General features: G+C 32.8%; 11 protein-coding genes. 7 read left to right on the top strand and 4 right to left on the bottom strand.

From position 1 onward, the window contains the following. Positions 1–41 precede the first annotated feature (41 nt). The 3 genes from QZU75_RS01755 (at position 42) to QZU75_RS01745 (ending at position 3,961) form a co-directional block, all read left to right on the top strand. Positions 42–1,499, top strand: a complete 1,458-nt coding sequence (locus QZU75_RS01755; RefSeq protein ID WP_296881233.1) for an Ig-like domain-containing protein — start codon at positions 42–44, stop codon at positions 1,497–1,499. Positions 1,500–1,834: 335 nt separating this feature from the next. Beyond that, positions 1,835–3,451 (top strand): AarF/ABC1/UbiB kinase family protein, encoded by a 1,617-nt coding sequence (locus QZU75_RS01750; RefSeq protein ID WP_296881232.1) that lies wholly within the window; start codon positions 1,835–1,837, stop codon positions 3,449–3,451. Positions 3,452–3,778: 327 nt separating this feature from the next. Then, positions 3,779–3,961: a MarR family transcriptional regulator gene (locus QZU75_RS01745; protein ID WP_296881231.1), complete on the top strand. Its 183-nt coding sequence runs from the start codon at positions 3,779–3,781 to the stop codon at positions 3,959–3,961. A gap of 18 nt (positions 3,962–3,979) precedes the next feature. Here QZU75_RS01745 and QZU75_RS01740 read toward each other — a convergent pair whose 3' ends face one another. Continuing rightward, a complete protein-coding gene (locus QZU75_RS01740; RefSeq protein ID WP_296881230.1) occupies positions 3,980–5,272 on the bottom strand; it encodes a TIGR02710 family CRISPR-associated CARF protein in 1,293 nt (430 codons plus the stop codon). 82 nt (positions 5,273–5,354) lie between these two features. On the opposite strand from QZU75_RS01740, the gene QZU75_RS01735 reads away from it, so the two are divergent. The 3 genes from QZU75_RS01735 (at position 5,355) to QZU75_RS01725 (ending at position 8,390) form a co-directional block, all read left to right on the top strand. Then, complete coding sequence (locus tag QZU75_RS01735; RefSeq protein ID WP_296881229.1) at positions 5,355–6,803, top strand: NAD(P)/FAD-dependent oxidoreductase; 1,449 nt, start codon at positions 5,355–5,357, stop codon at positions 6,801–6,803. A gap of 72 nt (positions 6,804–6,875) precedes the next feature. Then, the gene (locus tag QZU75_RS01730; protein WP_296881228.1) at positions 6,876–7,607 is read left to right on the top strand and encodes a hypothetical protein; all 732 of its coding nucleotides are present in this window, start codon (positions 6,876–6,878) and stop codon (positions 7,605–7,607) included. Between the two features lie 39 nt (positions 7,608–7,646). Further along, complete coding sequence (locus tag QZU75_RS01725) at positions 7,647–8,390, top strand: hypothetical protein (RefSeq protein ID WP_296881227.1); 744 nt, start codon at positions 7,647–7,649, stop codon at positions 8,388–8,390. Between the two features lie 74 nt (positions 8,391–8,464). Here QZU75_RS01725 and QZU75_RS01720 read toward each other — a convergent pair whose 3' ends face one another. After that, positions 8,465–12,028, bottom strand: a complete 3,564-nt coding sequence (locus QZU75_RS01720) for a C1 family peptidase (RefSeq protein WP_296881226.1) — start codon at positions 12,026–12,028, stop codon at positions 8,465–8,467. A gap of 172 nt (positions 12,029–12,200) precedes the next feature. On the opposite strand from QZU75_RS01720, the gene QZU75_RS01715 reads away from it, so the two are divergent. After that, a complete protein-coding gene (locus QZU75_RS01715; protein WP_296881225.1) occupies positions 12,201–12,743 on the top strand; it encodes an Ig-like domain repeat protein in 543 nt (180 codons plus the stop codon). 226 nt (positions 12,744–12,969) lie between these two features. On the opposite strand, the gene QZU75_RS01710 is transcribed toward QZU75_RS01715, so the two are convergent. Both QZU75_RS01710 and QZU75_RS01705 read right to left on the bottom strand, forming a co-directional pair. After that, a complete protein-coding gene (locus QZU75_RS01710; protein ID WP_296881224.1) occupies positions 12,970–13,509 on the bottom strand; it encodes a zinc ribbon domain-containing protein in 540 nt (179 codons plus the stop codon). A gap of 9 nt (positions 13,510–13,518) precedes the next feature. Next, positions 13,519–14,019 carry a hypothetical protein gene (locus QZU75_RS01705; RefSeq protein WP_296881223.1) on the bottom strand — a complete coding sequence of 167 codons (501 nt, stop codon included), beginning with the start codon at positions 14,017–14,019 and terminating at the stop codon, positions 13,519–13,521. Between the last annotated feature and the right edge of the window lie 8 nt (positions 14,020–14,027).

Raw genomic sequence — 14,027 nt, 5'->3', positions numbered from 1 at the left:
AATTTAATTTCATCTTTAATTTTTTTTATGGAGGAATAAATTTGAAATTTAATAAAATATTATTAATTTTTTCAATAGTTTTCATTTCATTACTTGCAGTTAGTTCTGTAAGCGCATCAGATAATGCGTCTGATGTTATTGAAGTGGCTGGCGATAATGATGTTGTAGCTATTGAAACTGATGTAAATCAGGATACGTCTGAAATTTTAGCTGAAAATGATGTGGAAGAAGATGTTGTAAGCGTTGCTGATGATGCTCCTTTATCTGACAATTCCAGTAGTGGTGTAACTGAAATTACCATTTACTCTGGAGGCCAACAGGTTTCTGCATTCAATTTCACTAACGCAGATGGAACATATGATGTTTCAGAAATTATAAAAATGCTTAATCAAAGTGACCTTAACATGTCCAACTTCGGAAACTTCGCAGATTTATTTAATAATTTCAATTTCACCGGTGAAAACAAAACATTTGATTTTAAAATTGCAGGTGACGTAAGTGATGTTCAATATAATTTGGGAATAGTTTCAAAACCAGATAAATTTGTTTTCGACTACTTTGTAAAATCCCCTATGATGGATGCTGCTTTCAACAATATGACCAGTAATGATTTCAGTATTTTTGCTGACGGGAAATTTTTAGCTAACTTAACTTTCAATGCAAATGCATTAAATATGGAAGAATTGATGAAAAAGTTCAATATGACCAGTTTTGATAATCTAAACATTAAAGACATGATGAGTCAGTTCAACTTCGCTGATATGGCTTCTCAGTTTGGAAATGCATCTTTCAGTGATAATTCCAACAAAACTTTTGATTTCAAAATTGATGGTGAAGTCGGAAACATTAAATATGATTTAATAGTTAAATCAAATGGAACCGCATTTGTTTTTGATTATAAAATTCAATCCAAACAAATAAACGTCACTATTGATGTTAATGGTTTAAAATTCACAACTGTAAACACTGCTGTTGACGGTAAAATAGGCAAATATTTAACTGTAACTTTAAAAGATCAATTTAACCATGCATTAGCTAATAAAGCAGTTACAATTGTTTTAAACAATGAAGAATCCAATTTAAACACTGATGCTAATGGTACTGTTAAAGTCCAGGTAAATATTCCAGATGCAGGTAAATATTCTGCTACAATTGTATTTATAGGTGATAATTCTGTTGTAAGTCAATATAAAGTAGCTAAAATCACTGTTGAAAAACAGACTGCTAAACTTACCACTGCTAAAAAAACATATAAAGCAAAAGCTAAAACCAAAAAATTCACAGCTACATTCAAATCTGCTAAAGGTAAAGCAATCAAAAACAAAAAAATAACTTTCAAAGTTAAAGGAAAAACCTACACTGCAAAAACCAATAGCAAAGGAGTAGCTACTGTAAATATAAAACTTACAACTAAAGGAACTCACAAAGTCACTGTCAAATTCGCAGGAGACAGCACCTACAAAGCTATTAGCAAATCAGCTAATTTAGTTTTAAAATAGTTGTGTTATGTTTTTGAGTTTTTAACTCAAAAACTTTATATTTTTTAATCAATTTTACCAATTTTTTTAATAATATTCATGAAAATTCTTTTTTTGTGCAATAATTTAAATGTATGAAAATCATAGTTATTAATATAGTGAATAATAGATTTAATTCAATTTGTCTGGTGTATCTGTTGGCAGATAAAACATTCAATGATTAGGGTGATGGATTATAATCATCAGTAAATATCAATCTCACAAAATCTATTATTTCTTAAATTATTAATTCAATATATTAAACTTTCTTTAGCAATTTTCAATGAATTGTTATTTTAAAACAGAGGTTTGTTAAAATGGAAAAAGAAATGAAAGTCCGTTTACGTCAAATAACTGCAGCAATGCGAAAATATGGTTTCAGTAAAGTTCTAAATAAGACTGTTAAGGAAAAAATTTTTCCTTCAAGGGGAGAGGAATATAATCTTTTTTTAGACCCTGAAGTTCCAGTAAAATTAAGATTGATGTTTCAGGAATTGGGAACTAGTTTCATTAAATTGGGTCAGCTTTTGAGCACTAGGCCGGACATGGTCGGTGAGAAAATTGCTACTGAATTTGAAAAGTTACAGGACGACAACCCCACTATCACTTATGAAGAAGTTAAAACAATAATTGAAAGGGAACTCAATGGAAATATTGATGATTTATTTGCTGAATTTTCAAAGGAAAGTCTTGCAACAGCATCTATTGCTCAGGTTCATGAAGCTAGATTAATTTCAGGTGAGAGAGTAGCTGTTAAAGTTCAAAAAGAAGGTATTGCAGATACCCTTGAATATGATATAGCTATCATGAAGTACATTGTGGCTCAAATTCATAATCATAATGATGAATTTAGAAAATACAATTTGCCTGGGATGATTGATGAATTTGACTATGATATACATATTGAAATTGATTTCACCAATGAGCTAATTAACATGAAACAGCTTGATGCTAACTTCTCTGAAGATGAGACCATACATATTCCAATTGCTTATCCGGATTACTGTACATCAAAAGTTCTTACAATGGAATTTATTGATGGAACTAAATTATCTGATGTGGCTGCAAGTGATAGTGAAGAATTTGACAAATCTCTTCTAGCTAAACGTGTCATTGATTCTTTTATGAAGCAGGTATTGCTTGATGGATTTTTCCATGCCGACCCTCATGCAGGTAACATAATGATTTTAGATGATAATGTTGTGTGTTATATTGATTTAGGCTCAATTGGAATTCTTGATGACGGTTTTAGAAAAGATCTTTGCGACATGTTGATGTTGATTGCAGATCAGGATGTAAATGGTTTGGTCAATCAGTTCATATATATGGGTATACTGAATTATAGCATGGATACAACCAATTTAAAGCGTGACCTTCGTGATTTATTCTTTAGATTCTTTGCAAGTGATGCAGGTGGGCTGAATGAGGTGCTGGTGAAATTACTGGACTTAATGCAGGATTATGAAGTTATTCTTCCAAATGAATTCGTTTCAATGGCTAGAGGAATATCCATGATTGAAGCTGATGCTACTATGCTTGATCCGAATGTGGATGTTATGGCTTCAGTTGAACCGATAGCCAAAGAGGTTATCGGAGAGCGAACAAATATTAAAAACTATTTGGAAAGTAAAAAAGGCAGTTTGCTTTACTATAAAAACATGCTCAAATCATTGCCTCCGATTCTCACAAATACTATTCATAAGTTGAATAATGATGAACTGAAGTTCAGGTTTGAAATTGACCGTTTGGACCGTATTGTAAGCAAATTTTCATTAGTTGTAATAATTGCTGCACTTTTAATGAGTTCATCAATAGTTATGACAATCGACAGAGGGCCAATGCTGTTTGACATGCCGTTAATTGCAGTTATTGGTTATCTGATAACATTAATTTTAGCAATTATAGGTATTATAAACTATCTATACAGTCGATGAAGATTGTATCTTCATCTTTCTAATTTTTTTTAATGAAAGAGTGTCGCAGATATTATTTCATTGTTCAATTCGCATCTATTTTTTCGTATTCATGATTTTTCAGCATTTGTGAAGGAATTATTGTTATTGCAATATTTCATGTCTTTTTCTATTCAAATTTCAATCTTCAATTGATTTAACTGTCCAATCATTAATGAGGAGTATATTATAGAATCTTTGGATTTAAATGATTCAGGATTTTTTAATTAAGGGTGATTTGAACTAAGATATGTAAATAATAAATATGAAGTTCCACATAATATGATTAACAAATTCAAAGGTGATAATGTGGATGATAAGGAAAAAGTAATTGAAGCATTCAGAAATTCAGAAGACCCTTTAAATGCAAAAAAAGTCAGTGAATTGTCTGGTGTTGAGAAAAAAGAAGTAGATAAAATAATGAAAGAATTAAAAAAAGATGAAACAATTGTTTCACCTAAAAGATGTTATTGGACTCTTGCAGACAAATAATATCTTTATTTATTTTTTTTAGGAAATATTGATTTCAAGTCTTAAATCAAATTTGGCGAATTTGGTTTGCTTTAAGAATTTCTTCATGTCCTTGTCAAGTTTATATGATAAGTCAAGAACGACTTCGAGGAATTTGTCAAAGTCCTCTTTTGACTGTGATTCAAGACCATGGGCTAAAATGGAATAGTTTCTTTTACGTGTTAAGTCCTTAATTTTAGACTCATTTTCCACATAATACTTGCCTAAATCATTTCCCAATTCATTTAAAAGCAGAAAATCCTTAACTAACCCAATTCTTATTTTTCCGTCTTCCAGGTTATTTTCCAAGTCGTGAATGAACTCTTCGGAGACATTGTTTTGTTTAAGTATGGAAATGTCAATGTTTGAGCTTTCAAGGTCATATTTGGTCAGTTCAATTTGTGCAATCAACTCAAAAGATCTGTATAATCGGGCAATTGCATCATCATATTTGTACTCTTCAGCTTTTCTAACTGCATTGTTGATAATACTTGCAAGGATATAGCAGTTCTTGAGATTTTCTGATCTTGAATTTACAATAGCGCCCAATGCCTTCAAGTTGAACTTGATGTCATCGGTGATTTCAACAAACTCTATCTGTGTGGAGTCAACATTTCTTAAATATTCATATGCTTCCTCAAATTCCATATTGTCCCAGGAATAATATGCCTTACACAGGTTTAAAAAGGATTTTTTATGTATATTCAAATCAACAATATAGTTCAAAATATCAATGCATGCCATGAAACGATTAGCATTAAAGTTATATCTTGTTCTCATTAAGGAGAACTTGTCATATATTTTGTAGAGGTTCTGGTAATTTAAAATTTCTGTTCCCGCTGAAACTTCACCTGTGGATCTGTCACCGCTTACTGAAATCAGGTCTTTTGAGTAAAACATACCGCAGCATGCCATGGCGGCTGACATTGTTTTTGTTCCGGAGGTATAGTCCATAATGATGTGATATTTGCTGTTATTTTTTCCAAAATCAAATTTCCATATTTTTCTCTCAAAAGTCTCGAAGCACATGTTGAAATCATCTATGGCTTCAATGGCAGCAATCTCATAATCTTCATTAATTTTAAATTCATCATTGTCTCTTTCAAATATTTCCTCAATGTATTTTATTGTTTCACGGGACTGTTCAGATGCGAAAAATACCACATAGTTTGGATGTATTTTGTTAATGGTTGAATATAATTTATTTGCAAGTAATCTGTAACCTTTTTCCTTTGTATCTGAATTAACTCCTGTACCAACAATCATGAATAATACAATTTCTTTTCGTTTCATAGTAATCAAATAATAGTATGTTTTTTCATCACTAATAATTTTTTATACTATTTGAGATAAATATAGATAATGAGGCTAAAAAATGGATTATGATGTTATTTATATCGGAAGCGGAAATGCCGCATGGCAAGGTGGCAGATTTTTAAGAAAAGCCGGTCTTAAAATATTGATTGTTGAAGAAAGTCTATATGGAGGAACCTGTGCAAACAGAGGATGCAACTCCAAGGCCCTTTTAGATGCCCCATATGAAATCAAGGCATTGGCAGATAATTTTGAAGGCGTTGGAAAGGCAGGTAATTTTGAGGTGGACTGGCCTAGTCTTATGAAATGGAAAAGAAAAAGAATTGCAAATATGGCTCCGTTTTTAGACGGAAAGTTCGATGAATATGACCTGGATGTTGCTCACGGCAAAGGAATTATCATTGATGAGCATACAGTTCAGGTTGGCAAAAAGCAATTCACCACAGATAAAATCGTTATAGCCACAGGTCTAAAGCCGGTCATTCCTGATATTGAAGGAAAGCAATACCTTCATGACAGCACTGACTTTTTAGACATTGACGAACTTCCAGAACATGCAATAATCATTGGTGCCGGTTTTGTTGGAATGGAATTTGCTTCAATACTTGCAGAAGCAGGATTAAGTGCAGATGTAATAATTCGGGGAAACATGGCCTTAAAGTACTTCCACCAGCCTTACGTTCAAAATGTTATTGAAATCCTAAAAAAGAAAAACATTCGTTTCCATTTTAACCAGACAGTTAAAGAAGTCATAAGCAATGTTGAAATTGAAAACCCGGAAGACAAGGTTCTAAATGTGACTTCAGCACAAAACTCAGATGAACTTTTAAGAGATCCGGAAGCTAAAATTGACAACAGAAGTTATGAAAACGGATTTAAGGTAAACTGTGAAAGCGGACTCACTCTTACAGGAGACTATGTGATAGCTGCAATGGGCAGAACAGCAAATGTGGAGGATATAGGTCTTGAGAATGTAGGTTTGACATACACAAGCAGGGGTATCAAGGTCAACGGACACCTGCAGACTGCTGTTCCAAATATATATGCAGCAGGCGATGTTGCCGACACAGGCATTGCAAAGCTTGTAACAGTCGCTATTCATCACTCAAAATATCTCGCAAAGGAACTTCTTGGTGAAGCTGATGAGATAACATATCCTGTTGTTCCTGCAGTTGCATATACAATTCCTAGAATTGCAACAGTTGGAGTTCCTGCATATATAGCTGAAAAAAGTGATGAATATGATGTCCACACAATAAGATATGGTAATTCATATTCTCTTGAGCTTAAAAACGACACCACAGCTGAAGCAAAGGTTATCGTTGATAAGGGCCTCCAGATTGTAGGTGCTGAGATATATGCTGCAGATGCTGAAAACGTGGCAAACATGTTTACATTCATTATAAATAAAAAAATAACACTTGACGAGCTTGACTACATGATTTATGCATTCCCGTCAAGCAGTTCAGTTTGCCTGTACAAATTACATAATATACATTATTCATTTTAGATATGGGATTATTAATCCTATACCTCTATTTTTTACCAACAAATATAAATCAAAAAATCAATAGTTTAAATAATGATTAAAAAGGAATATGTCTTAATTTCAATTTTGATAATTGTTATTCTTGCTTTAAGCATAGCTATTTTAAACTTGAACGGATTAAATCACGGCAATAACTCTCTTAATGTTGCTTCATCACACAATCGTGAAGTCATTGCAGATGACAGTGTAGGATCTGTTGAAGTAATCAGAAATATTGGAAATCCCAATGCAAAAAAGATAGCTTATGTTGTAGGAGTTCATCCTCTTGAAAACCTCACCCATAAGACACTGCTTAAGCTTTTACCTCAGCAGAATAACTTAAAATACTGCTATGATATCTATATAATTAATGTTACTCAGGATGTCGGCCAATATGGTGACGGAAGCTCAGATAACAGTCCCGGAAGACAAAACGGACAAAATCTTGCATTGAAATATGTATATCCTCAAATCGCAAACGACACCTATGAACTGGCAGTTGATGTCCATTCAAATATTGGGGCATATCCATATAAGACATTCGTATTCAGTCCTGTAAAAGGGGCTTTAAGCGAAGATTATGCCGAAGAAGTTGCTGACAGCTCACAAAACATTACTTATTATTCACCTGATTCAACAACCAGCGGACCTTACCTGACCATTCCTCTAAATAAAAATGGTGTTCCTGCATTTTACTATGAGGAATACAGTTTTGCACCACAGGAAATAAAAGACCTGCATATGCTAGAGCTTATTAATGGTGTGGATAATCTGTCTTTTAATTAACCTAAAATTTATAAATTAAAAAATAGTAATATTTGTGTAATGTTTAAAAGAAAATATATTATAATCTTAATTTTTATTCTTGTTGTTTTTCTCTCAAGCAGTTTCGTTTTCAATCAGTTTGTATCCATGCATGAGGGAAACCAAAATGCGACAAATGATTCTAAATCTGTAACTCATGAAATTATAGCCAATAACAGTGCTCAGGATGGAGGAACTGTTGAAGTCATAAGAAACATGGGTAATCCGAACGGCGAAAAGATAGCTTATGTTGTCGGTGTTCATCCTCTTGAAAATGATACTCACCGGACATTTCTTAAAATATTTTCACAGTTTGACAACAAAAATTACTGCTATGATGTTTATATCATCAATGTAACTGAAGATTTCAGCAAATACGGACAGTTATCTCCGGATGATGAGCCGGGTAGGGCAACAGGACAGGATTTGGCATTGAAATATGTTTATCCGCAAATCGTAAACGGCAGCTATAAACTTGCAGTTGATGTTCATGCACACGGCGGTGTATATGCATATGATACATTTGTATTCAGTCCGGTAGATGGATCTGTAGGTGAAACTTACGGCCGTAATGTTTCAAATCATACACAGAACGTTTCATATTATAATCCTTACCAGACAACAAGCGGACCATATTTGACAATACCTTTAAATCAGCATGGTGTTCCTGCATTCTACTATGAGGAAAACAGCTATTTTTCTCAGGGCATAAAAGATTCACACATGTTGGAACTTGTTAAAGCGGTCGATAATTTGAAATTATGATTGTGAAAGATAGTTCAAATATTATCTTTCCAAAAAATTATTTTAAAAAAAGAAGAAGTAGAGGAAAATATCCTCTAGCGTTTAACTTTTAAAGTTGTTTTTACAGTGTTTTTAATGTATGTAACCTTCATGGTGTATGTTTTACCAACTTTCAGTTTTTTAATAACATTTTTATTAATGGTAAATTGAGCAATTCCTTTTTTATTGGTTGTTGCTTTAAATGTTTTTCCATTAACTTTCAATGTTACTTTTTTGCCTTTAAGAGCATTTTTACCGTTTTTGAGTGTTGCTTTAACAGTTAGTTTTTTAGAAGTTTTCTTAACTGTATATTTATTGGTTTTGAGGTTTTGTTTTACTTTAACTGTTTTGGAAATAGTTTGACCTTTGTAGGTAGCAGTTAATTTGTAAGAACCTGGTTTAACTGTGTTAGGTATTTTTAATGTGACATATCCATTGGCATCAGTTTTTATTGAATATGTTTTTTTATTAAGTTTGATGGTTACAGCCTGGTTTTTACCTACGAACTTACCATCATCTCCAACAATTCTTGATTTGAACTTGGATCCGTCAAAGTAATACATTACAACATTGCTGGCACCGCTAAACCTTGAAAGCACTTTAATATTGGTTGTTTTTATTTCACCAGATACTGGATTTTTCACTGTAATTATCTGTGAGGTTGTCAATTTTTTGAAATTGATGGTTATATTTCCTGAACTGGCACTTGTGTAATTAGCAGGTTTGCCATTGATGCTTATTTCAACTTTGGTATTGTTCAAAGGCTTTCCAGCATTATCCAATACCTGCAGTTTATAATCATAATTGTCATTATACATTTTTTGAGCATTTGACGAAATGATTGTGCTGTTTTTAATTATGATATAATTTACAAGGGAGGTGTTGCGGTAATTTGTTGTGATAACATATCTTCCGGGACTGAAGTCTATTTCAAGTTTGGCCACACCTTTCTCATCTGCTTTAACAGTGTATGTTTTGTTGTTGATTTCAAATATAACATCTTCGCCTGCACCGGCTCTGGCAATGAATGGTGTATCATTGGCGTAAAATTTAACAAGATTGTCTGTGATATTCATCTCAGAAACAGTATAGGCTTTTAATATAGCTACACTATTTATATTTGCCAGATCATTCCAGATTTCATTGTCTTCACTTACTAAAGATTTGCCGAATTGAGGATGAATTCTAAGATTTAATACAGTAGGAGTTTTATAACTTTCAAATGTTACTCTGAAAACATCACCCTTTTTAATTTGGACAAGTTTAGTTAGTTTGATGGTTTCATATCCTTCAACATTACTTATGCCTTTTTGAGTATGGACATCAATGTCATTTACGGATATTGTAAACTGATATTTTGTAGCATTTTTTTCAAAGAAGGTTCCCACAGCCGCAATCAGTTCATCTTTTTCCGCTGTATATATGTTGGCGTAAGTGTCGGCATAATCCAATGTTGAATAAGTTCCCCCAAGGTCATATTGATAAATCCTGTCGTATGTGTCATTATTTATTATGAAAGCTGCATTATAGGAATATGCAATGGAAGTGTCATAGTAAGATGCATAGAAATATCCGCCATCTCCCCAATTGCTTCCCCAGCTGTTTTTAACAATCCATGCACCATCTTTAGGAGGAGTATTTAAGAAATTATATTTTGAATAGTTATCATCCCATCCTACAATACAAACTGCATGGATTGCTCCTTGTTTTCCGTAATAATATTGTGCAGAACTTGATGTGTTGAAATATTTGTTTTTGTCAAATTCTGAATTGTGGCTGGTTGCTACAGCACCATACTTGATTAATGCATTTTTAATTAAATCATTGTCTTCTGGACCTTTTCTTGCAGGAATTACAACGGTATTTTGAACGTGAATGTCTTCAGGTGTTATATACAAAGGAGATATTTTTCCAAGTTCATCATATCCGTCATATTCTTCAGGGAAAATTCCCAACCAGTCAACAAGATATGTCTGGGCAGCAAAGGTAGTTGACCCTTCAACAGTTCTTAAAATTCCATATTTTGAATACTGAAGCATTGAATTTTGCATGTTATTTGCAGATAATGAATAAGTAACATTGGCATATCTAAGCAATGCTGATTCCAATGCCGCAAGACTGGCAAATGCCCAGCAGGATCCTATAAATCCCTGGTCTTTAACAGGGGTAACCCAACCGTACTGTCTTAAATCAAATTTTTCAGGCAGTTCATCAAATGAAAGACTGTTGTTAAGTAATATTAATTCCTTTGCAGTATTTTCAAAGTTATAGTTGTAATTGGTGTTGTTAAAGGATAACCGGTCATTTGTAAAATTATTTTTATCATCACAGATTACTTTTCCAAATACTGTGTATATGCTTGTGACATTGGATGGGTTGTTGAAGTAGTTGTTTTGGAGGTTTAAATTTGAATCATATCCGTAAATTGTTGAAACGTTTAATCCGAAATTGTCTTTAAATATATTTTCCCTAATTGTAATGTTGCCCTTATCAAAATAACCTGCTCCACCATAGGATACATCATCAACCAATGTGTTGGATATGAATTTTGAATTTATAATTTCCACATCTGCAAAACTGGTATAAATTGCACCTCCGTCATATTCCGCCTTATTGGATGTGAAATTTGAATTAGAAATGGTCAGGTTTCCGGCCAATTGGAGAACTGCTCCTCCAAATTCAGAATAACATTTATTGAAACTGCAGAAAGTAATCTTAACAAATCCTATGCCGTCTTTTGAATTTCCGTTGATGTCTGCATAAATTGCACCGCCATTTTTTTCACTGGATATATTGTCAAATTCACATTGGGATATTATTAAACTGTCCAGTAATTTTGCAGCTATTGCACCGGCAGTTTTATTTGCATGGAGGTTTTTGAATTTGGATTTTGAAATATTTAAATTTCCTTCACCTTCAGCAAATATTGCAGTTGCATATTTGGATACTGTGTTTGAAAAGTCAGACTCTGTTATGGTTGTATTTGTATTGTATAGATAAATTTGGCCCTTAATAATTTTATCGGAGTTGCTTTCAAATGTAGATTTGTCAATGTTTACAGAAGAGTCAAGAGCAGTTATTGAAGCTCCTTCTCCTCCTGCATTATCAATGAATTTACAGTTATTGATATTTAATGTTGTTTCATCTACATAAACGGCACCTGAATTTTTTTCATTCCATGAACAGTTAATAAAAGTTACATTATTTAATGTTAAAGTGGAATACGATAAAATTGCTGAACCTTTTTCATGAACACCATTTTTGATAATTAAATTATTAATTGTACCTGTTTCATTAAATTTGAGTGCTCTGGCCTGGTTGTTACAGTCAATTGTATGGCCATTTCCGTTAATTACAAAATTTTTCTTGCTAATTCCAATCCCGCCAACAAAAGCCGAATCACTTTGATTGTTAAATATGTAATCTTTTTCAAGATTAAAATTTTCACTTTCATTGAAGCTATCATAATAAAAGTCACTGTATGTTCCTTTATTTACAGAAACATCCTTTAAAACATCCACATTGACTGAATCATTTAAATCAGAAGCTGCAATTGCAGAAACTGAAAACAATAACACAATCAATATGAAAAAATGTAATATATATCTTTTAAATTTCATATTAAACTCCTATAATTTATACAATAATGAGTTTATTTTGTAGGATATTTAAATTTATTCAATAATTAATGAATAATTTTGTAATTAATATTTAATTTAGTCTTTATGATGCGGAACCAATCATCATGTTTTTTATATGAGATATTTGAAAGTATTTAATAGAGGTGATTTTTTGAAAAGGGATAAAATTATATTGGCCATGCTGATTGTTATGATTCTTGCTCTCTTCATTGGTGCATCTTCTGCTTTTTCACTCTTTGGAAAACAGGCAACACAATTGAATATAACCAATGACGACACAATTAGTCCTGGAGATAAGATTACCATCAATCTGACAAAGGACGGAAAGGGAATTGCAAATGCTACAATAAATATTACAATAACAAATGATAATGGTTTGAATGAAACAAATTCCACCACTACCAACAAGAAGGGTATTGCAACTTTCAAGTTCGACAAGGATGCAGGAAATTATGTCATTAACTGTACATATGCTGGTGATAATGACAATGAAGCTTCCAATGCAACTAAAAATCTGACTGTAAAAGTTGAGGAGACAAATGATGATTACAGTGATGATTCTGACTCCTACCAGGATGATGGTGCAATCTACAGTGAACAATATGGTGGAATGGTCTATACTGGAGAAATCCATGCAGGTCCTGACGGCAATTACTATAAGCATTTGGGATACAACGAGTGGGTGCAGGTATAGAAATGTACGACTGAAAGTCAGCTGAAAATTACTGACTTTCCCCTAACTTTTTTTTGATTAATTATATTAAATATAGCTTCAATAATTTTAATAGTTTTAATGTAACTTTAATAATTGGTGATAGTGATTGTCAATATAATGAAGTTAGTATTGAAATATTAACATTAACTATGGAGTAATCTACATCTATTAAAGATTATTTTAAAAAGTTGCTGATTTTTGAAAATCAATTCTCTTCAATGACCTTGACATCATTGAATGCATCATGATTTGAAACATATACCATACATACCTTATCTTTCATGCCAAAAACAAATGAATAGCTTTCATCATCATATTTCTGATAATATCCTGAATGTCCAAGCAGTGTTGTTGGTGATCCGCCAACCTTTGCTGCTACTTTCTGGCTGTTGATTCCGTTACCTGGTGTTCTTGTAACTCCAATTTCAATATAATTTTTGCCATTGCTCCAGCCCATTGCACTGGACTTTACATTTCCGTCATAGCTGATGTCTGTTCTTGAGGGTTGTGAAACATAATCTGCAGGTATTTCAAATTTGACGTTGTCCACTTCAACGATTTGTGTATGGGGCATCAGAAGAAATACTGCACCTGCAATAATACCTATTATTATCAAAATTATCAATGATTTTTTGTATCTTGTTAAAAAACCGTATTGAGGCGTTATGGCCTTAACGCCGCAGTTGGGACAGAATGTATCCTTTTGCTTTAGTTTTTCTCCACAGTTTCTGCAATACTTTTCCATTTAAATCTCTCAATTAAATTTTAACCACTGGTAAGCTATCCTTGGAGTCCCGTCAGCGACATATATTCTTCCGCATCTCTTGAAGTCATTTCTTTCTATAAGCTTTTGCATGATTTTGTTGTCGTAGTGGGTATCGATTCTTATATTGTCTGAAACGCTTTTGCAGTAATTAATGATACATTTGAATATTCCTTTCACTTTGCCGTCACCTGCAATTCTATGTATAGTTACATATTCTTCATCATTGAGCCATTTGCCGTTTTCAATGTATTGATAGGTCGGCTCATCTCCTCTGACAAGTGCAAAAACGCCGTGCGGACCATCATCACCACATACTACATGGCAGATTTCATTTTCAATATCACTTTTAATGAGCTCTTCTTTTGGGTGTGTATGTCCCCACTGATTAGGATTTCCGGATTCAATCATAAACTTCCTTGCAATTTGGTATATATTCATTATCACTTCAATATCATCAGGTTCTGCCTTTCTGACGTAAATGTCAATCACCTATCTTT

Source organism: uncultured Methanobrevibacter sp. (assembly GCF_902764455.1).
Lineage (GTDB): Archaea > Methanobacteriota > Methanobacteria > Methanobacteriales > Methanobacteriaceae > Methanocatella.
Note: the sequence above shows the minus strand (reverse complement) of the source record. Positions and strands in the feature narration are given on the sequence as shown.